Below are 18,716 nucleotides of genomic sequence, written 5' to 3' on the forward strand. Positions count from 1 at the left end.
ACCTCCTCCCGGGTGCCTTCGCGGGCTGCGCCCTCCCGGGTGCCTTCGCGGGCTGCGCCCTCCCGGGTGCCTTCGCGGGCTGCGCCCTCCCGGGCGGCGCTCTTCTCGTGCTTTGCCTTTCTCCCGGGCGGGTTTTGCCTCTCTCCATTTGGAGGGCTTTACCTTCCCCCTGGGGGAGGGCCCAGACTCCTTGGCATGAGCCTTCCCGATGTCGCCGGCGCGTCCGTTCTCCTGGTCTGGCCTGATCGCTCCCTCGCGTGCGGAGCTCGCGGCCTTGTGTGCGGAGCTCGCGGCCTTGTGTGCGGAGCGAGCCGCTCGCGATCGCGCGGTCCGGATTGATGCTGTTCCCGGGCCGGACTCCGTCCGGAGGACCCGGTGCCTCGGCGGGCGGATTCGCTCGTTTCGTCCTATGGTCGCAATGCCGGTGAGGTGCCGGTCCGCCATAGAACCAGGGAGCGCATGATGACCGGGAACGGGCTGGGCCAAGGGCTCAGCGACATGTGGCGATCGGTGCTGTTGTTCCTGCCCGCCGCGCTGGCGTTCATCGTCATCCTGCTGGTCGGCTACGTGATCGCGCGGCTGCTGCGCACCGTGGTGGCCAAGGGGCTGCGCAAGGCCGGCTTCGACCGGGCGGTGTCCCGAGGAGCGGTGGGGCGCGCCCTGCAAGGCGCCAAGATCAGCGCCACCGACCTGTGCGCGCGGATCGTGTTCTGGGCGGTGATCCTCTTCGCGCTGCAGCTGGCCTTCGGCCTATGGGGGCCCAACCCGGTCAGCGACCTGCTCACCGGCTTGATCGCATGGCTGCCCCGAGCTCTTGTGGCGATCGTGATCGTGGTGGTGGCCGCGGCCATCGCCGGTGCGGTCCATGATCTGACCGTCAGTGCGCTGGGCGGCCTCGCCTACGGGCGGGTGCTGGCCCGTGCGGTGGCCATAGTGATCGTCGCGCTCGGCGTGATCGCGGCGCTCGACCAGGTGGAGATCGCCACGTCGGTGACGCAGCCGCTGCTGATCGCGGTGCTCGCCACGGTCGCCGGGGTGGTGATCGTCGGCGTCGGCGGCGGACTGGTCCGGCCCATGCAGCAGCGGTGGGACACGTGGCTGGAGCGGGCCGGGACGGAGTCGTCGGCCATCCGCGAGCACGCGAAGGCCTACGCGGAAGAGCGACGTGTCGCGGAGGAAGCCCGCAAGGCGGAAGAGGCCCGCGCCGAGGAGGCCCGCAAGGCCGAGGAAGCTCGGCTCGCCCGGGTCGAAGAGGTGCGCAAGGCCGAGGAGAAGCGGGTCGAGGAAGCACGGCGGGCGCAGGAGGCTTGGCAGGCCGAGGAGACCCGGCTCGCCGAGGAGCGGGAGCGGGCACAGGAAGCTCGCCGCGCCGAGGAAGCCCGCCGCGAGACGGACCGCATGGCCGCGACGACCCAGCCGGTGCGCGCGACGGACCGCGCGACTGCTGCGGACCGGGCGGCGGAGACGCAGCTGGTCCGCGACCCGGACCGGGCCGCCGACCCGACCGAGACGCAGGTGATTCGGGGCGGGGACCACCCGGCTGACGGTGCGGAGACGCAGGTGGTCCGTGCGGCAGGCGCGGACGAGACGCAGGTGGTTCGCGATGCTGGCCACGCGACTGCCGCGGAGGACACGCAGGTAGTCCGCGATGCGGGCCACGCGGCTGCCGCGGAGGAGACGCAGGCAGTCCGCGCGGCTGGCTCGGAGGAGACACAGGCGGTCCGGGACCCGGACCGGGCGGCTGATGCGGTGGACACGCAGGTGGTCCGAGATGCGGACCGGGCTGCCGACTCGACCGAGACGCAGGTAATTCGGGGTGCGGATCGGGAAGCTGCCACGCGGGCGGGCGCCGCCGATGAGGCGGAGGGCCCCTCTCGGGCGAACCTCGCCGCTGCGACTGACGGTGCTGCGACTGACGCCGCTCTGCCGGACGGTGCTCCGTCGGAGGGCGCTGCGTCGGAGGGCGCTGCGTCGGAGGGCGCTGCGGCGGAGGGCGCTGCGGCGGCTGATCGAACGCCGGCTGATGATGCCGCTCGGGGGGATGCGGATGCTCGGGTGGAGGCTGAGGCCGCGGCTACCCGGGCGGCGGATGAGGAGCGCATCGCGGAGGCGCGAGCGGAGGCTGCGCGGCGGGCCGCTGAGGCCGCTGCCAAGCGGAGCGTGCGGCCGGAGCCGGGTGCTCCGCCGGAGGAGACACAGCTCATCCCGCCGCCGCGGCGGGGGATGTCGGACACCACGGTCGACCTGGAGCCGGTGGATGATCGTCCGCATCTGATCCCGGGCTTCGACCGGGATGACGACGACTCGGACAGCACCACGGTGATCACGACGGGGACTGCCGACACCACCATCATCGACCCGGGGCCGAACGACACCCTGGTGATCGGCAGCGGCACCGAAGCGACGCGGACGATCCCGTCTCCGGACGACGATTTGGCCGCGGACGACGACTCCGCTGCGAACAACTACTCGGCCGCGGACGACGACTCGGCCGCGGACGACGACTCGGCTGCGGACAGCGACTCGGCTGCGGACAGCGACTCGGCTGCGGGCGATGGCCCGGGCGGGACCGTTCCGCTGAGGCGTGGCCGCCGGAAGCCACCACCGGCCTGACGGTGGTCTAAGTGAGCTGGCCGAGGTGACGGTGGCCTGACCCGGGCGGGATCCGAGGTGTGATGGCGGTCGGGTGCTCACGGCGTACGTCAAGCGGGATTTGATCTTTGGTTGGCGGTTTGGAAATAGGAGTGGGGCCGGCGCCAGGAGAACCTGGCGCCGGCCCCGGTGTGACGGAAAGCCTGTCGCGGTGTGGCTGGTGTGGTTGGGTCAGTTGGACGGCGGGAGCGTGCGGGCGAGTGCACACACCGCCAGCAGGCGCTGCATGACCCAGTCGTTGGCCGACCAGTCGATGATCGGGCCGACCGGCGGGCGCCAGCCGTGGGTGAAGGCGGCGTCGCGGACGCCCTCGGCGTAGGCGGCGAGGAGGACCGCGGTCAGCGGGCGTGTGTCAGCCGAGAGGCTGTCACGGACCCCGGCGGCGTGCTGGTCGACGACAGCCATCAGACCCGGGTTGGTGTCGGCGGCGTCGAGGCCGCTGACTCCCACGGTGTCGTGAAGCTCGGCGAGGCAGGCGTAGGCGGAACGGAGGGCAGCACGGGCGGCGGCGCCGCTGAACAGGCCATTCATGAGGAGAAAGTTACGGAGCTTCGGGTATGGAACGGTTCTCCATAACGGTGCAGCTCGGTTGACGCGGAATTGATGACGAAGGAGGCGGGGGATGCAGGAGGGGCCGGATGAGGCGCACCAGCGGCCGGACGGGCTCGACGACCTGACGGTGCAGGCGCTGGGGAAGCTGAGCGAGGCGCTCGAGACGACCGAGCGGGTGCGTGGGCACCTCTACGCGATGCACCAGCTCACCGGCACGGCCGACTTTCAGCTCGACGAGGCGGTGTCGCTGTTCATGCAGGCCGGCCGCGAGGATTGGGCGGTGCGAATCCAGCGGGAGCTCATCGGGCGCAACGTGACGCCCGGCCACTGGACGTTCCAGCTGGTCGAGGAGTATGACGACACGTATTGGTCGGAGCTACGCGCGGTGGAGAAGGCGGCCCGGGACGAGTTGGCCGAAGGCCGCCGTCATCTCTACGAAGCGGAGCTGAAGGAGCGCCGGCGCACCCACGGCCGCCCGGGCCACGAGGCCCGATAGCTGGTTATTCGACCGGCACCGGACGGCGGCGCTGCGCGTCGTCGGCGAGGATCACGGTCGCCACGACTCCGGCAACCACGACGGCGAAGAGCCAGGACGCATCGGCCACGAGCTTGGCGGCCAGGGGCGCCTGGAAGGCAGCCAACAGGAAACCGACCCATGCAAGGCGGCGCTGGCGTTCGGACAGGAAACCGGCAGATCGCATTCGGACAGTCTGTCTCGATCGGGACGGATCGCCGTCACCCGTTCGGCCGATTCTCCGTTGTCCGATGGTGCCCCTTACCTTGCGTCCATGCGGCTCAACGGTTCGCCTCATCGTCGCATTATTGCTGCTCAGCGCGTTGGCCGGATGCTCGACCCGGGAATCGGGTCCGACCCGGCCCGTTCCCGGGGCCGAACATGTCGCCGCCGGAGCCTTGCTGGGTCGTACCGGGGGCTTCCTGACCGTCCGGGACGCCGCCTCGCGCGTGCAAGTGGTCCTGGCGACGCTGCCCGGACTGCTCTACCGGATCACCACGCCGGCCGGCTCCGGCCTGACGCCGCGGGTCACCGGCGCCGGCGGCCGCCTCGTCGCGTCGCTGCTGCCGTCCGGCGGGGACGGCCCCGACGAGGTGCGGATCGTGCTGAACCGGGAGGTCCGCTGGCAGATCAGCCTGCCGGCCGGGGCCGGCGAGCAGCAGTTGGACCTGCGTCGGGGCCGGGTGTCCCGGGTCGATCTGGGCGCGTCCGGCCTGGTCGAGCTGCGGTTGCCGGCACCGGACGCGACCGTGCCGATCACGCTGAGCGGCGGAGTGGGCAGCGTGCTGGTGACCGCCGAGCCCGGCACCCCGCTGCGAGTGCAACTCGATCAGGGCGCCGGCTCCTGGCTGGGCGGGGCTTCCGCCCCACCCGGAACGGTCTGGCAGGCGGCGGGCTGGCCTTCGACCCGGCAGAGGTACGGGATCAGGGCGCGTTCGACGATCGGCGCCTTCACCTTGCGTACGTCGTTGTCGAGCGAGCCTCCGAATTCTCAGAACGAGTAGGGCCCGAAACGCCCCCAGACCACGACGGCGGCCAGGATCAGCAGGACCACGTTGGCGGCGGCCATCGGGTTCTCCCGGCGGCGGGCGTGCACCACGATCGCGCCGATCATCACGATGACCAGGCCCAGCGCGGCCAGCGGCACCAGGATCGGGGCGATGTCTAGAGCGGCCGGCAGGATCAGCCCGATCGCGGCGAGCACCTCGGACGCACCGATCAGCTTGATCATGCCCGGGCTGTAGTCGGTGGCCCAGCCCATCCCGGACGCGACCAGTTTCTCCTTGGGCTGCAGCAGCTTCATCGCTCCGGCGAGAAGGAAAGCGACGGCAAGGATCCCCGCGATGATCCACAAGACGACGTTCACGAAGCCCTCCATGAGTTAAAGAATGAAGCGAACCGTACGCGTCGATCACTTCATGGCGCAAGTGAAAGTCAGTTCAAGCGTTAAGCTAGACTGAGCCGCATGGAGAGCGAACCGCGCTGGCTGGACGCCGACGAGCAGGAGACGTGGATGGCTCTGGCCGGCGTCCTGATGCGCCTGCCCGGCGCTCTGGATGCTCAGTTGCAGCGCGACGCCGGCCTCACCCACTTCGAATACCTGGTGATTTCCGGCCTGTCGATGGTTCCCGGTCGCACGATGCGGATGAGCGAGCTCGCCGCCGTCGCCGAGGGTTCCCTGCCCCGGCTGTCCCAGGTCGTCACCCGCCTGGAGAAGCGCGGCTGGGTGCGGCGCACCCCCGATCCGAGCGACGGCCGTTACACCCTCGCGATCCTCACCGACGAAGGCTGGGCGAAGGTCGTCGCCACCGCCCCCGGCCATGTCGCCGCCGTCCGCCAGTTCGTCTTCGACCCGCTCACCAAGGCGCAGCAGCGCCAGTTGGGTGAGATCGGCCGGCGCGTGATGCGGGTGGTCGCCCCCGACGAGCCCTGCCCACCCCGCTCACCTCGAGAGGCCACCCCATGAGTTCGATCTTCGACCCCGCGATCCCGGCCGGCGCGTACGACGAGTTCCTGGCGGAGGCCCTGCCCGCGGCCCGCGCCCAGCGTTCGTGGACGCCGGCGGACGGGCCGATGCCGGCGCTGTATTTGAGCCACGGCGCCCCGCCGCTGTTCGACGACGGCCCGTGGCTGCGCCAGCTGTTCGCCTGGTCCCGGTCGATGCCGAAGCCGCGAAACATCCTGATCGTTTCCGCGCACTGGGAGAGCGCCCCGCTCATGTTGTCGTCGCCCGCGGCGCACACCCCGCTGGTCTACGACTTCGGTGGCTTCCACCCGCGTTACTACGAGATGACCTACGACACCCCCGCCGCGGCGGGCCTGGCCGCCCGGGTCGCCGCGGCGATGCCCGATGCCGAGCCGGTCCATCAACACCCGAGGCGCGGTCTGGACCATGGCGCGTGGGTCCCGCTGATGGCGATGTACCCGCTGGCCGACGTGCCGGTGCTGCAGCTCAGCATGCCCACCCACGACCCGGATCGCTTGCTGGCGATCGGCGCCCGGCTGCGTTCGCTGCGCGAGGAGGGCACCCTGGTGATCGGCTCCGGCTTCATGACCCACGGGCTGCCGTTCATGACGAGGGAGATGCTGCAGGGCGCCGTGCCGTCCTGGTCGTCGGACTTCGACGCGTGGGTGGCCGACGCCCTGACCAGGGGAGATGTCGATGCCTTGGCCACCTACCAGCGGGCGCCCGGCATGCCGTTCGCGCACCCGACCCCCGACCACTACCTGCCGTTGTTCGTCACCCTGGGCGCAGCCACGAACCCGGAGTCGCCGGTGAAGACCGCCATCGACGGCTACATGATGGGGTTCGCCAAGCGGTCGTTCCAGACGATCGGCTGACCCCGGACACGCCACCGGCCGATCACAGGGGCCGGAAGCCCGGTGATCGGCCGGTGTGGCAGTGCCGTCAGTTCGGGCCGGTGTGACCCGTTGTGCTGGGCGCTTCGTCGTCGGTCGGCTCGGTGCCCGTCTCGTTGTCCGACGGGTCGTTCTGGCCGTCGGTGTCCCAGGTCGCCATCGCCTTGTCGAGCTCGGTGAGCGGCAGTTTCTGCTCGTCGCGCCAGGTGCCGTCGTCTGTCGGATGCGTCATGTCGTCAAGCTACCCCCGCCGGGGCCCGGCCAATCCGCCCGGCCTGCGTCGCCGGGGCGGTCAATCCGCAGGGCCTGCGTCGCCGGGGCCGGTCACTCCGCTCGGCAGCCGGGTCGTTGCCCGACTGCCGAGCGGGGCTGCCTAGATTCCGGGGCGGTCGACCTGGCCGCGCCAGGCGCCGGTCTCCGCGCCGCCGCGGTTCTCGATGAACTCCTTGAACCGCCGCAGGTCGGCCTTCACCCGGTGATCGACGACGCCCAGCGCCGCGCCGGCCTTCTCGACGGCGCCCTCCGGCTCGAAGTCCATCTGGACAGTGATCCGGGTGTGCGTGTCGTCGAGACGGTGGAAGGTCGCCACGCCCGCCTGCTTCTCGCCCTCGGTGGCCTTCCAGGCCACCCGCTCGTCGGGGAGCTGCTCGGTGATCTCGGCGTCGAACTCGCGCTTCACGCCGCCGATCTCGGTCTTCCAATGCATGTGGGTCTCGTCGAGCTGGCGAATCTCCCGGACGCCGTCCATGAACCGGGGGAACTCTTCGAACTGGGTCCACTGGTTGTACGCAGTGCGCACGGGTACCTCAACGTCAACGGACTCGGTCACGGTACTCACGGTGCGTCCTCCCTGTTGTATTTCCCCGTGGTGCTATTCAGGACGTGCCCGGGTGATCGAGTGCTAAACGAGACGAGGGCTGATGGATATCGCCGATGCGATCGTGGTGGGCGCCGGGCACAACGGCCTCGTCGCCGCCAACCTGCTGGCTGATGCCGGTTGGTCGGTGCTGGTCGTCGAGGCCACGCCGAGCCCCGGCGGCGCTGTGCGGTCCGGATTTGTCACCGCCCCCGGGTATCTGAGCGACCTGTTCAGTTCGTTCTATCCGCTCGGTGTCGCCTCCCCGGTGCTCCGCGAGCTGGACCTGGACCTCGAATGGCGGCACGCCCCCGACGTCTTCACCCACCTCCTCCCGGACGGGCGGGCCGCGACCGTCAACCGGGACATCTCGATCACCATGGCGTCGATGGAGCAGTTCGCGCCCGGTGACGGCGAACGCTGGCAGAGCGCTTACCAGGAGTGGCGCGGACTGTCCGCGCCACTGCTGGACGCGGTGCTCCGGCCGTTCCCGCCGGTGCGGGCCGGCGCCGAGCTGCTCAGCCGGCTGAAGATCCCGGGCGCGCTGCGGATGGCGCGGAGGCTGATGCTGCCGGCACGGCAACTGGGCTCCGAACTCTTCCGCGGCGAAGGGGCGACACTCGCGCTGGCCGGCTGCGCGCTGCACACCGACCTCTCGCCGGACGACGCCGGCGGCGGGGTCTACGGCTGGCTTCTCGCCATGCTCGGGCAGCAGGTCGGCTGGCCGGTTCCGGCCGGCGGCGCGCAGCGCATCACCGACGCGCTGGTGGACCGGCTGACCGAACGCGGCGGCGAGATCGTCTACGGCCAGCCGGTGGAGCGGGTGCTGATCGCCCGGGGGCACGCGATGGGCGTGCGCACCGCCGGTGGCCGGGATCTGCGGGCCCGTCGCGCGGTGCTCGCCGACGTGCCCGCGCCCGCGCTCTATCTGGACCTGGTGGGGGAGCGGTGGCTGCCAACCCGCATGGTCGACGACCTCGAGCACTTCCGCTGGGACGGCGCCACGCTCAAGATCGACTGGGCGGTGCGGGAGAAGATCCCGTGGCGGAACCCGGCGGCGGCCGGCGCCGGAACCGTGCACCTCGGCGCCGACCTCAATGGGCTGACCCATTACGCCGCCGAGCTGGCCACCGGGGCAGTGCCGCGGAAGCCGTTCCTGCTGTTCGGGCAGATGAGCACGGCCGACCCGCGCCACTCGCCGCCGGGCACCGAGTCGGCCTGGGCCTACACCCACCTGCCGCACCGGGAGCACTGGGACGCCGGCGAGATCGACGAACACGTCGCGCGCATGGAGGCGGTGGTCGAGGAACACGCGCCCGGCTTCGGCGCCCTGGTCGCGGGCCGCAACGTGTTCTCCCCGGCCGGTTTGGAGAGCGCGGACCCGTCGCTGGTGGGTGGCGCGCTCGGCGGCGGCACCGCAGCGGTCTTCCAGCAGCTCTTCCTGCGGCCGGTGCCCGGGCTGGGCCGGGCCGACACCCCGGTCGACCGGCTGTTCCTGGCGAGCTCGTCGGCGCATCCGGGCGGCGGCGTGCACGGCGCGCCGGGCGCCAACGCGGCCCGCGCCGCTCTCGCCCGGGACCGCCGGGTCGCCGGCCAGGTCTACCGCGCGGCGATCGGCGCGGCGCACCGAGCCGTACTGGGCTGACCTGGCAGGTAGGCTGCTTGATGCCGGTCCGGCCGGCCACCGATGTTTACCGATTCGGGCTAGGGGCAACTGCACCGCGTACCGCAGCTCGACCGGAGGGACCACGTGCGCATCGCGATGATTTCCGAGCACGCCAGCCCCCTGGGTGATGGCGGCCAGCAGACCCACGTCGCCGATCTGTCGGCCGCCTTGGCCGAACTCGGCCACGATGTGCGGGTCTATACCCGCCGTGACGACCCGGTGGTGGCTGACGAGGTCACCACGCCGGGCGGCATCCGGGTGGTGCATGTGCCCGCCGGCCCGGCCCACGTCGTGCCGCCCGACCTCCTCCTGCCGTACATGGGGGAGTTCGCCCGGTGGCTCGAGGACCGGTGGCGGGAGACCGACTGGGTGCCCGACATCGTGCACGCCCACTTCTGGACCAGCGGCCTGGCCGCGGTGACCGCGGCCCGTCAGCGTGGCATCCCGGTGGTGCAGTCGTTCCACGAGCTTGGCGAGATCGAGGCCGCCGACGACGGCAAGCCGTCGCGTTCCGGTTACGAGCGTGCGCTCGGCCGGGCCGTGGACCGGGTGGTCGCGCAGTCTCAGGACGAGCTTCGCGGACTGGTGCGCATCGGAGTGCCCCGAGCACAGCTCACAGTTGTGCCGGCCGGGGTGGACAGCATCCGCTTCTCGCCGGAGGGCCCGACCGCCGAGCGTGACTCGGGACGACCCCGCATCCTGTCGGTCGGCACGCTCGTCGAGCGCAAGGGCTTCGGCGATGTCATCCAGGCCATGCGCTGGGTGCCCGACGCCGAGGTCGTCGTCGTGGGCGGCCCGTCCGCTGACGCGCTGCCCACCGACCCGGGCGCCCGCAAGCTGCGTGCCCTCGCCGAGCGGCTGCAGGTCTCCGACCGGCTCCGGCTGGTCGGCCGGGTCCCGTTCAAGGACATGCCCGGGTGGTACCGCTCGGCCGACGTGCTGGTGGCCGCGCCCTGGCAGGAAGACCTGGAAGCGTCGGCGCTGGAGGCGATGGCCTGCGGCGTGCCGATCGTCGGCACCGCGGTGGGTGGTCTCACCGAGACGGTTGTCGACGGGCTCACCGGCGACCTCGTGCCGGCCCGGGACCCACGGGCCCTCGGTGGTGCGCTGCGCCGGCTGGTCAACGACAAGGTGCGTCGCTTCGCCTACGCCACCGCCGCGCTCGACCGCGCCCGTCAGGCCTACTCGTGGAAGCGCGTTGCCTCCCAGGTCGGCTCGGTCTATTCCGCCGTTGCCGGCCTGCGCCGTGGCACCAGCAGCGAGGCCGCCAACGAGGCGGTGGCGTAATCCCCCATCCACCAGTTGGTGGATGGGAACGCTCGCTCGGCGGTCGATTCGGCGGCGGCGCATACCTGTGACGCTCGATGTATGGCAGTCATCGAGGTCCAGAACCTGCGGAAGTATTACGGTGACACGGTCGCGGTGCGGGACGTCTCGTTCACCGTCGAGCGTGGCGAGATCTTCGGCATCCTCGGCCCGAACGGCGCCGGCAAGACCACCACGGTCGAATGCGTGGCCGGGCTGCGCACGCCCGACGACGGCACGATCACGGTGCTCGGCCGCGAGCCGCGCGACCCGGAGCTGCGCCGGCTCGTCGGTGTGCAGCTCCAGGAGAGCCAGCTTCCGGAGAAACTCACTGTCCGCGAGGCGCTCGAGCTCTACAGCGCCTTCTATCCCGAACCGGCCGACTGGCGGGCACTCGCCCGCGAGCTCGGGCTGACCGAACGGCTCGGCGCCCGGTACGCGAAACTTTCCGGCGGCCAGAAGCAGCGGCTCTCCATCGCCCTGGCCCTGATCGGCAACCCGCGGATCGCGATCCTCGACGAGCTGACCACCGGCCTCGACCCGCAGGCCCGCCGCGACACCTGGGACCTGATCGAGTCGATCCGGGACACCGGCGTCACGATCGTGCTGGTCACCCATTTCATGGAGGAAGCCGAGCGGCTCTGCGACCGGATCGCGGTCATCGACCGCGGCAAGGTGGCTGCCCTCGACACCCCGGCCGGCCTGATCGCCGGGATCGCCGTCGAGCAGCGGCTCCGCTTCCGCCCGTCGACGCCGGTCGACGACACACTGCTCACCGCCCTCGACGAGGTGCGCGAGGTGCGTCACCACGGCGGTCAGCTCGAAGTCATCGGCGCCGGCAACCTGCTCCACGCGGTCACCTCGGTGCTCGCCACCCACCAGATCATCGCCAACGACCTGCGGATCGAGCAGGCCAGCCTGGACGACGCCTTCGTCCGGCTGACCGGCCGGAACGAGACGGAGTAGCCCATGCGCGTCTTTCGCAAGCTGACCATGACCGAGCTGCGGCTGCTCGTGCGAGAGCCGGTGTCCGCCTTCTTCTCGTTCCTCTTCCCGACGATCCTGGTGGTGATCCTGGGCAGCATCCCGAGTTTCCGGACGCCGTCGGACGACCTCGGCGGCGGCCGGGTGATCGACCTCTACATCGGTATCGCGGCCCTGCTGACCCTGGCCATGCTCGGGCTCCAGGTCGTGCCGATGGTCCTCGCCACCTATCGGGAGGGCATCCTCCGCCGGCTGGCCACCACACCGGTGCGCCCGATCCTGCTGCTCGCCGCGCAGCTGGCCGCCGCGCTGATTGTCGCGGTGGTCTCCACCTCGCTGGCGATCGCGGTCGGCCGGATCGCCTTCGACGTGGCGCTGCCGTCCCAGTTCGCCGGCTTCGTGCTCGCCTATCTGCTCTCGGCACTGGGCGTCTTTGCGATCGGGTTGTTCATCGCGGCGCTGGCGCCCACCGGGAAGGCCGGCAATTCGATCGGCACGCTGTTGTTCTTCCCGTCGATGTTCTTCGCCGGGCTGTGGACGCCGCGCGAGGTGTTCCCGGAGGTTCTGAAGCGAGTCAGCGACTTCACCCCGCTGGGCGCCGGCGAGCGGGCTGTGCACGAGGCGATGACGGGTCACTGGCCCAACGCGCTGTCGGCTACCGTGCTGGTGGGTTACCTGGTCGTCTTCGGAGTGGCCGCCGCACGGCTGTTCCGCTGGTCCTGAGGGGTGACGCAGATGACGGATCTCGCGGCGGTGACGCGGCTGGAACTGTGGCGGCGCCGACTGGACCGATGGCTGACCTTCGTGCCGTACGGCGCGCTGGCCTGCTCCACGGTGCTCGCGCCGATCACTGCTTCCGCCGGTGCTCCGCATAAGTCCTACCTGCTGATCGCCGTCCTCGTGACCGTCACTGCGCTCTGCATGCTCTGGTGGATCACCCTGCACCCGGCCTGGGAGCGCGACCGCCGCCGGATGACGCTCTTCTTCATCGGCCAGGTGGTCCTGATCTATCTGCTGGTCTGGGCCAGCCCGCTGTTCGGGTTCTTCGCCTGGACCGGCTATCTCTTCACCGCATATGCCCTGCGCGGTCGCCTCCGTCGCATGATCGGCGGCACGGCTGTCGCCTTCGCCACGGCCGTCTCCCAGGCCGGCGGCTTCCAGGTGGTCGACGACCCGCGCTCGTGGGGTTACTTCTCGGTGGTCCTGCTCTTCAACCTGGTGATCGCGAACGCCATGACGTTTCTCGCCACCATGTCCGACGAGCAGTCCGAGAAGCGGGCCGAGATGATCGAGCAGCTCGCCGAGACGAACGCGCGGCTCGAGGAGGCGCTGCGGGAGAACGAGGGACTGCACGCTCAGCTGCTGGCGCAGGCTCGTGAGGCCGGCGTGCACGACGAACGTCAGCGGATGGCCGGCGAGATTCATGACGTGCTCGCCCAAGGGCTCACCGGCATCGTCACCCAGCTCGAGGCGGCCGACGCGGCGGCCGGCAGCCCGGCCGCCTGGCGTCGCCATCTCGAGGCGGCCAAGGGTCTCGCCCGGGACAGCCTCACCGAGGCCCGCCGCTCCGTGCAGGCGCTGCGCCCGCAGACCCTGGAGGCCTCCGCCCTGCCCGAGGCGATCGGCGAGGTCGTCGCCGGCTGGTCGGACCGGCACGGCGTGCGCGCCGATCTGATCACCACCGGGACACCACGACCACTGCTGCCCGAGATCGAGACGACGTTGCTGCGCACCGCCCAGGAGGCCCTGGCCAACGTGGCCCGGCACGCCGCTGCCGGGCGGGTCGGACTCACCCTGTCGTACATGGAAGATGTCGTCACGCTCGACGTGCGCGACGACGGCGCCGGTTTCGACCCGGCCGCGCCGCGGGAGATGTCGGCCGAAGGCGGTTTCGGGCTGGCGGCCATGCGCGAGCGGCTGCTGCGGATCGCGGGAAAGCTCGAGGTCGAGTCGGAACCGGGGGCCGGGACGGCGGTGTCGGCCTGCGTGCCGGCGATCACGATCGGCGTCGCCGCGTGATCGGGCTGCTCATCGTCGACGATCACCCGGTGGTGCGCGACGGACTGCGCGGCATGTTCGCCGGGGACGAGCGCTTCGAGGTGCTCGGCGAGGCGGGCAACGGCCGGGAGGCGCTGGCCGTCGCCCGGGCGGTCTCGCCGGACGTGGTGCTGATGGACCTGCGGATGCCGGAGATGGACGGGGTCAGTGCCATCCTGGCGTTGCGCGAACAGGGCTCGACCGCGCGGGTGCTGGTGCTCACCACTTACGACACCGACCGGGATGTGCTCCCCGCGATCAAGGCGGGAGCCACCGGTTACCTCCTTAAGGACACGCCCCGCGAAGAGCTCTTCCGGGCGGTCACCGCGGCGCACCGTGGCGAGTCGGTGCTGTCGCCGGCGGTGGCCGGCCGGCTTATGGGTTCGCTGCGCTCGCCGGCCAAGGAGCCCCTCAGCCAGCGGGAGATCGAGGTGCTCACGCTCATTGCGCGGGGCAACAGCAACCGGGAGGCGGCCTCGCGGCTTTTCATCAGCGAGGCGACGGTCAAGACCCACCTGCTTCACGCCTATGCCAAATTGGGCGTGCGCGATCGTGCGGCGGCCGTGGCCGCCGCCTTCGAACAGGGTCTGCTGCGCAACGATTGACATCGGCCCACTGTGGACCGGCCGGGTTCGGCCGCGCATCCGACCAGGGTCGGAAACTACTGTAGACCGTGGTCTGATGCGCGCCGCGTGCCGGCCGCGGCAGGATTCTCGCCATGAACATCGACCACAGCCTTACGCCACCGATTCCCACCACATGCAGCCCCACCTGCGCCGATAGAGCTGGCGATCAGCGGGTGCGCGGCTCGCCGCGGTAGGTGCCGAACGACCAGAGGTTGCCCTCCGGGTCGCGGGCCGCGAACTCCTGAGAGCCGTAATCGGTGCCCTGCGGCGGCCGGGTGATCTCGGCCCCGGCCCCGACGGCCCGCTTATGTAGGGCCTCCACGTCGTCGGTCACGACGTAGGCGCCGAAGGTGCCGGGCTGCAGGGCCCACTGGTCGTCGGGGCCGCGGTGGGCGGAGCCCAGCATGATCCCGCCACCGGCCGGCCACGACAACTGGGCGTGATCGACCCGGTCGCCCTCGCCATAGACGACGGTTTCCTCGAAGCCGAAGGCGTCGACCAGGAAACGAATCAGCGCGCGGGCGTCGTTGGCCCGCAGCGTGGGCCACACCTGCGGTGGCGGTGTCTGCAAATCGGTCATGGCTCGATCCTCGCCGAGCCGGGCGCCGATGGCTTGGACGAAAGCGAACTCATCGCCTCGACGAGACCGAGCTCGTCGGCCAGCCAGCGGGAGGGGGTGCAACCGGCGAAGGCCCGGAACTCGCGGGCCAGGTGTGACTGGTCGGCGTAGCCGTGGCCGGCGGCGATGTCGGCGAGCCGGGTGTCTGTCCGCAGCGCGCGGCGGGCGCGGTCGAAGCGGGCCACCCGCGCGGCTTCCTTTGGGCGCAGGCCGATCTCGGCGCGGAAGCGGTCGGTCAGGTAACGGGCGCTCCAGCCGATCTCGTCGGCCACGACGGTGACCGGCGTGCTGCCGCCAAGAAGACGGCGGCAGGCGTGCACCACCTCCGGCGCCACGCCGGTGGGCAGCGGTCGCAACCGGCGAAGCAGCACCTCGTCGAGCGCGGCGAACCGGGCGGGCCACGAGGGTGCGGCGCAGAGGCGTTCGCGAATCTCGGCCACCAGCGGCGCACCGAGCACGGAGGCGGCGTCGAGGTCGGTGCCGGCCAGTTCGGCGGCGGGCAGCCCGAACAGGGCACGGCAGCCCAGCGGCCGCAGTGCCACCTGCACCCCGGACTGGTGTCCGGGGTGGGTGATGACGGCGGGAGTGAGGTGCAGCCCGCCGATCAGCGAGTCGTAACTGCCGGGGGTTTGGCGTGGATCCGGATGGACGGCCACCTCCAGCGGGTCGTCCATGGTGAAGACGAGAGTGAGGTAGGGCGATGGCAGACCTCGGTGGGTCGCGGGCGCGAGACCGCTTTGCCGGTAGCCGGAGTAGAAGCCGACGTAGGAGCGCAGCGCGGCCGACGGCCGTGCCTGCGCGTACTCGTCCACGCCCATACGCCGAGCTTAGGGCCTGTTCTGCCGATCTCGCGGTGCCGCTAGTCGGCGAGCGCCTTGGCCAGATCGTCGCGGAAAGCGCGCTCGTCGTCGGTCACCGGTTCGGCGCCGATGCCCAGCACGCCGCCGGTGCTGGCCGCGCCGACCACGGATTCGGCGATCTCGACCAGCCAGTGCTTGTAGGTCTCCGCGTCGGCCTGCTCAGCCTTCGCGGTGAGCAGGGCGTTCGCCTCGGCGGCCCGGCCGAGCACGTCCTCGACGTAGGCGATCGGGTCGGATGGCTCGATCACCGGCGGTTCCTCGCCCAGCTCGGGGTCGCCGACCTCGGAAACCAGCTGGGTGGCGACCGCCGCGACCAGCGGGCTCGCCGACGCGCGGGCGTCCGAGATCACGTCGATGCCGGCCTCGGTCTCGGCGCGGGTCTTGCGGGCGCTGTCCGGGGTGGCGGAACTGGCCGCCGTGAGCACCGACTGCGGCAGGCCCACCAGCAGCCCCCATTCGGCGTCGGTGAAGCCCAGCTTGGAGTACAGCGGTTCGTCGGTCACGAATCGATCCTCACGTTCGGTTATCAGCGGGGCGAGCCTCCTCCTTACCCGCACCCAGCGTGGATCATCCACGAGTCACCACGAACGTGCCACGAGGGGGACCTTCGGCCCTGCGCGCGAGGGATTCGGCCGGGCTACCGTCCTGGTCATGAGCAAGCTGGCCGGTTACGCGTTCGCCGTGCCGATGACCGGCGCACACGTTCGGCGGGTGTTCGACGAGCGGTGTTGATCGAAAGACGATCAGCCAATCCGCGAAAAAAGGACATCCCCGTGCTGGACGACATGCGCGCCATCTATCGGCGCGACCCGGCGCTGTTCGGCATCCGTGCCGCCGAGGTCCTGCTCTGTCCCGGCCTATGGGCGGTCTGGGGCCACCGCCTCGCACACCGCCTCCACCGCTGGGGACTGCCGCTGGTCCCCCGGGTGATCTCCCAGATCATGCGGTTTCTGACCGGGATCGAGATCCACCCCGGCGCCGTCGTCGGCAGACGCCTCTTCATCGACCACGGCGCCGGGGTCGTCATCGGCGACGACGTGACCATCTATCACCAGGTCACGCTGGGACCCCGCTGGTGCGGCTTGCTCGCTTCGAGCCGGAGCTGCCCGCCCGGCTGGTCGCAAAACTGGAATCGGCCAATCCTGGCGGCAGCGTCAAGGACGCATCGCACTCGCCATGATCGAGGCCGCCGAGGCGACCGGGGAACTCCGCCCGGGCGGCGAGATCGTCGAGGCGACCAGCGGAAACGCCGGCATCGGCCTGGCTCTGGTGGCCGCCGCGAGGGGCTACCGGCTGACGCTGACCATGCCGGAGAGCATGACCGTCGAACGTCGTGCGCTGCTGGCGGCCTACGGCGCCGAGCTCGTCCTGACACCGGTGGCGGAGGGCATGCGCGGCGCGGTCACGCGGGCTCTGGAGATCGCCGACGAATGCAGGGCGTACCTGCCACGCCAGTTCGACAACCCGGCCAACCCCGACATCCACCGCCGCACCACCGCCCTGGAGATCTGGAACGACACGGACGGCGAGGTCGGCCTGCTGGTCGCCGGGGCCGGCACGGGCGGCACCGTCACCGGAGCCGGGCAAATTCTCAAAGACAAGAACCCCGAGATCCAGGTGTACGCCGTGGAGCCGGCCGAGTCCCCGGTCCTTTCCGGCGGCGCTCCCGGCCCGCACGGTATCCAGGGCCTCGGCCCCGGGTTCGTTCCGGAAGTGCTCGACCCCACCGTCTATGACGGCATCGTGCGGGTCGACGTCGAGCAGGCCCGCGCGGCCGCCCGCAAACTGGCCCGCACCGAGGGCATCCTGGCCGGCGTGTCCAGTGGCGCCGCGCTGCACGCCGCCACCGAGCTGGCCCGCCGCCCGGAGCACCCCGGCAAGCTCATCGTCGTCGTGCTGCCCGACACCGGCGAGCGTTACCTGAGCACACCCTTGTTCACGACGCCCGCCGACTCCTGACGGGGAAGACTGGGCCGGAATGCCGGAGCCGGGCGGTTGGGCTGGGATGACTGGGGCGGTCGGCGGGTCCTGGCGGCTGGGCTGGAATGGGTGGGGCGGTCTGCGGGGCCTGACGGCTGGGCCGGATGACGCAGCCGCGCGACTGGGCCCACTCGACTGGGCCTGGAGGCTGGGCCTGGAGGCTGGGCCTGGAGGCTGGGCCTGGAGGCTGGGCCTGGAGGCTGGGCCTGGAGGCTGGGCCTGGAGGCTGGGGCCGGGCGGCTGGGTTGGGCTGGGTGACACGATGGGAGAGCTGATGAGTAACGGCACTGAGCAGGACAATCTGTGGCTGCGCATGATCGCGGAGAATCCGGGTCACTCGAAGTGGTACATCCAGCGGTTCCGGGACATGGCCGCCCGCGGCGACGATCTGGCCGGCGAGGCTCGCATGATCGACGCGATGGTGCCGCGCGGCAGTCGCATTCTCGACGCTGGATGCGGCGCCGGCCGGGTCGGTGGCTTTTTGTCGGCGGCCGGCCATCGGGTCACCGGCGTCGACCTCGACCCGGAGCTGATTGCCGCCGCCGGCGCCGATCATCCCGGGGCTACCTGGCTGGTCGGTGATCTTGCCGAGTTGAAGCTGGAGGGGCCGGGTTTCGACGTGATCGTCTGCGCCGGAAACGTGATGACGTTTCTGGCCCCGGCCACCCGGCTTGAGGTCCTGCACCGTTTCGCCGCCCACCTGGCCGACGGCGGCCGGGCCGCGATCGGGTTCGGGGCCGGCCGTGGGTACGAGTTCCACGATTTCTTCGAGGACGCGGCGGCCGCCGGCCTGCGCCCCGAGGTGCTGTTCAGCACGTGGGACCTGCGTTCGTTCCGTCCCGGTGCCGACTTCCTGGTGGCTCTGCTCGCCCGCGACCAATGACTCCGGGTGCTCGGCTGATGATGGGGGAGGATCTGGGCGCCGTTCGGCCGGGCCGACTTCGCCGATTGACCAGAAACGTCCACCGTGGCCTTACGTGTCCTCGCCAAGGGTGGCCCCGGGCCGGTTGACCGCGGACAATCAGACGACCACGCCCTGCATCGGAAGGCCATCCGCCGACATGACCGAGGTCGCGATCTCGCCGGCCGCCGTGACCCTCCGCTGCCCGGTGTGCGGCACGCGGACTGGTTCGTTCAAGCCGGTCATTCGCCCTGCGACCTGGCCCGTCGCCGCTCATGGCTGATTCCCCGCCTCGGACTGACACT

Annotated in this window: 21 protein-coding genes and 1 pseudogene; 14 read left to right on the forward strand and 8 right to left on the reverse strand. The window is 71.0% G+C overall.

Annotation, left to right across the window (positions count from 1 at the left end; translation table 11 throughout):
- Nucleotides 1-459: 459 nt before the first annotated feature.
- A pseudogene (locus tag AB0E90_RS23600) lies at nucleotides 460-1,177 on the forward strand (hypothetical protein); the annotation flags it as partial.
- A gap of 878 nt (nucleotides 1,178-2,055) precedes the next feature.
- Complete coding sequence (locus AB0E90_RS23605; protein WP_360409366.1) at nucleotides 2,056-2,613, forward strand: hypothetical protein; 558 nt, start codon at nucleotides 2,056-2,058, stop codon at nucleotides 2,611-2,613.
- Nucleotides 2,614-2,823: 210 nt separating this feature from the next.
- On the opposite strand, the gene AB0E90_RS23610 is transcribed toward AB0E90_RS23605, so the two are convergent.
- Nucleotides 2,824-3,183 (reverse strand): DUF6401 family natural product biosynthesis protein, encoded by a 360-nt coding sequence (locus tag AB0E90_RS23610; RefSeq protein WP_360409369.1) that lies wholly within the window; start codon nucleotides 3,181-3,183, stop codon nucleotides 2,824-2,826.
- A 91-nt stretch (nucleotides 3,184-3,274) separates the two neighbouring features.
- Here AB0E90_RS23610 and AB0E90_RS23615 point away from each other — a divergent pair, with 91 nt between their 5' ends.
- Entirely contained in the window at nucleotides 3,275-3,700 is a 426-nt protein-coding gene (locus AB0E90_RS23615) for a hypothetical protein (protein WP_360409372.1), read from the forward strand.
- A gap of 4 nt (nucleotides 3,701-3,704) precedes the next feature.
- On the opposite strand, the gene AB0E90_RS23620 is transcribed toward AB0E90_RS23615, so the two are convergent.
- Nucleotides 3,705-3,905: a hypothetical protein gene (locus AB0E90_RS23620; protein ID WP_360409375.1), complete on the reverse strand. Its 201-nt coding sequence runs from the start codon at nucleotides 3,903-3,905 to the stop codon at nucleotides 3,705-3,707.
- 262 nt (nucleotides 3,906-4,167) lie between these two features.
- Here AB0E90_RS23620 and AB0E90_RS23625 point away from each other — a divergent pair, with 262 nt between their 5' ends.
- Nucleotides 4,168-4,722 carry a hypothetical protein gene (locus tag AB0E90_RS23625; protein ID WP_360409378.1) on the forward strand — a complete coding sequence of 185 codons (555 nt, stop codon included), beginning with the start codon at nucleotides 4,168-4,170 and terminating at the stop codon, nucleotides 4,720-4,722.
- On the opposite strand, the gene AB0E90_RS23630 is transcribed toward AB0E90_RS23625, so the two are convergent.
- Nucleotides 4,710-5,084 carry a DoxX family protein gene (locus AB0E90_RS23630; protein ID WP_360409381.1) on the reverse strand — a complete coding sequence of 125 codons (375 nt, stop codon included), beginning with the start codon at nucleotides 5,082-5,084 and terminating at the stop codon, nucleotides 4,710-4,712. The two genes, AB0E90_RS23625 and AB0E90_RS23630, sit on opposite strands and share 13 nt — an antisense overlap.
- A gap of 99 nt (nucleotides 5,085-5,183) precedes the next feature.
- Here AB0E90_RS23630 and AB0E90_RS23635 point away from each other — a divergent pair, with 99 nt between their 5' ends.
- The gene (locus tag AB0E90_RS23635) at nucleotides 5,184-5,684 is read left to right on the forward strand and encodes a MarR family transcriptional regulator (protein ID WP_360409384.1); all 501 of its coding nucleotides are present in this window, start codon (nucleotides 5,184-5,186) and stop codon (nucleotides 5,682-5,684) included.
- On the forward strand, nucleotides 5,681-6,559 hold the full coding sequence (locus AB0E90_RS23640) for a class III extradiol ring-cleavage dioxygenase (protein WP_360409387.1): 879 nt from the start codon (nucleotides 5,681-5,683) through the stop codon (nucleotides 6,557-6,559). The genes AB0E90_RS23635 and AB0E90_RS23640 overlap by 4 nt, the downstream gene beginning before the upstream one ends.
- 67 nt (nucleotides 6,560-6,626) lie before the next feature.
- Here AB0E90_RS23640 and AB0E90_RS23645 read toward each other — a convergent pair whose 3' ends face one another.
- Nucleotides 6,627-6,809 carry a hypothetical protein gene (locus AB0E90_RS23645; RefSeq protein ID WP_360409390.1) on the reverse strand — a complete coding sequence of 61 codons (183 nt, stop codon included), beginning with the start codon at nucleotides 6,807-6,809 and terminating at the stop codon, nucleotides 6,627-6,629.
- A gap of 141 nt (nucleotides 6,810-6,950) precedes the next feature.
- Nucleotides 6,951-7,415 (reverse strand): SRPBCC family protein, encoded by a 465-nt coding sequence (locus AB0E90_RS23650; RefSeq protein WP_360409393.1) that lies wholly within the window; start codon nucleotides 7,413-7,415, stop codon nucleotides 6,951-6,953.
- A gap of 82 nt (nucleotides 7,416-7,497) precedes the next feature.
- Between AB0E90_RS23650 and AB0E90_RS23655 the strand changes: the two genes are divergently transcribed.
- From AB0E90_RS23655 to AB0E90_RS23680, 6 genes are all read left to right on the forward strand, one after another.
- Complete coding sequence (locus AB0E90_RS23655) at nucleotides 7,498-9,078, forward strand: NAD(P)/FAD-dependent oxidoreductase (RefSeq protein ID WP_360409396.1); 1,581 nt, start codon at nucleotides 7,498-7,500, stop codon at nucleotides 9,076-9,078.
- 105 nt (nucleotides 9,079-9,183) lie between these two features.
- The gene (locus AB0E90_RS23660; RefSeq protein ID WP_360409399.1) at nucleotides 9,184-10,386 is read left to right on the forward strand and encodes a glycosyltransferase; all 1,203 of its coding nucleotides are present in this window, start codon (nucleotides 9,184-9,186) and stop codon (nucleotides 10,384-10,386) included.
- Between the two features lie 81 nt (nucleotides 10,387-10,467).
- Entirely contained in the window at nucleotides 10,468-11,370 is a 903-nt protein-coding gene (locus AB0E90_RS23665) for an ABC transporter ATP-binding protein (protein WP_360409401.1), read from the forward strand.
- Nucleotides 11,371-11,373: 3 nt separating this feature from the next.
- On the forward strand, nucleotides 11,374-12,111 hold the full coding sequence (locus AB0E90_RS23670; protein WP_360409404.1) for an ABC transporter permease: 738 nt from the start codon (nucleotides 11,374-11,376) through the stop codon (nucleotides 12,109-12,111).
- A 12-nt stretch (nucleotides 12,112-12,123) separates the two neighbouring features.
- The gene (locus tag AB0E90_RS23675) at nucleotides 12,124-13,407 is read left to right on the forward strand and encodes a sensor histidine kinase (protein ID WP_360409407.1); all 1,284 of its coding nucleotides are present in this window, start codon (nucleotides 12,124-12,126) and stop codon (nucleotides 13,405-13,407) included.
- Entirely contained in the window at nucleotides 13,404-14,030 is a 627-nt protein-coding gene (locus AB0E90_RS23680; protein ID WP_360409410.1) for a response regulator transcription factor, read from the forward strand. The genes AB0E90_RS23675 and AB0E90_RS23680 overlap by 4 nt, the downstream gene beginning before the upstream one ends.
- A 187-nt stretch (nucleotides 14,031-14,217) precedes the next feature.
- Here the strand turns inward: AB0E90_RS23680 and AB0E90_RS23685 are convergent, their stop codons facing one another.
- From AB0E90_RS23685 to AB0E90_RS23695, 3 genes are read right to left on the reverse strand one after another with little or no spacing between them, the layout of a single operon-like run.
- Complete coding sequence (locus AB0E90_RS23685; protein ID WP_360409413.1) at nucleotides 14,218-14,631, reverse strand: VOC family protein; 414 nt, start codon at nucleotides 14,629-14,631, stop codon at nucleotides 14,218-14,220.
- Nucleotides 14,628-15,488 (reverse strand): helix-turn-helix domain-containing protein, encoded by an 861-nt coding sequence (locus AB0E90_RS23690; protein WP_360409416.1) that lies wholly within the window; start codon nucleotides 15,486-15,488, stop codon nucleotides 14,628-14,630. The genes AB0E90_RS23685 and AB0E90_RS23690 overlap by 4 nt, the downstream gene beginning before the upstream one ends.
- 41 nt (nucleotides 15,489-15,529) lie before the next feature.
- Nucleotides 15,530-16,033 (reverse strand): hypothetical protein, encoded by a 504-nt coding sequence (locus AB0E90_RS23695; RefSeq protein WP_360409419.1) that lies wholly within the window; start codon nucleotides 16,031-16,033, stop codon nucleotides 15,530-15,532.
- 673 nt (nucleotides 16,034-16,706) lie between these two features.
- On the opposite strand from AB0E90_RS23695, the gene cysK reads away from it, so the two are divergent.
- Together cysK and AB0E90_RS23705 are read left to right on the forward strand one after the other, a co-directional pair.
- Entirely contained in the window at nucleotides 16,707-17,489 is a 783-nt protein-coding gene (gene cysK, locus AB0E90_RS23700) for a cysteine synthase A (RefSeq protein WP_360409422.1), read from the forward strand.
- A gap of 295 nt (nucleotides 17,490-17,784) precedes the next feature.
- Nucleotides 17,785-18,393 carry a class I SAM-dependent methyltransferase gene (locus AB0E90_RS23705; RefSeq protein ID WP_360409425.1) on the forward strand — a complete coding sequence of 203 codons (609 nt, stop codon included), beginning with the start codon at nucleotides 17,785-17,787 and terminating at the stop codon, nucleotides 18,391-18,393.
- Nucleotides 18,394-18,716: the final 323 nt, after the last annotated feature.

Origin of the sequence: Actinoplanes sp. NPDC026619 (assembly GCF_040638295.1) — a bacterium.
Taxonomy (GTDB): domain Bacteria; phylum Actinomycetota; class Actinomycetes; order Mycobacteriales; family Micromonosporaceae; genus Actinoplanes.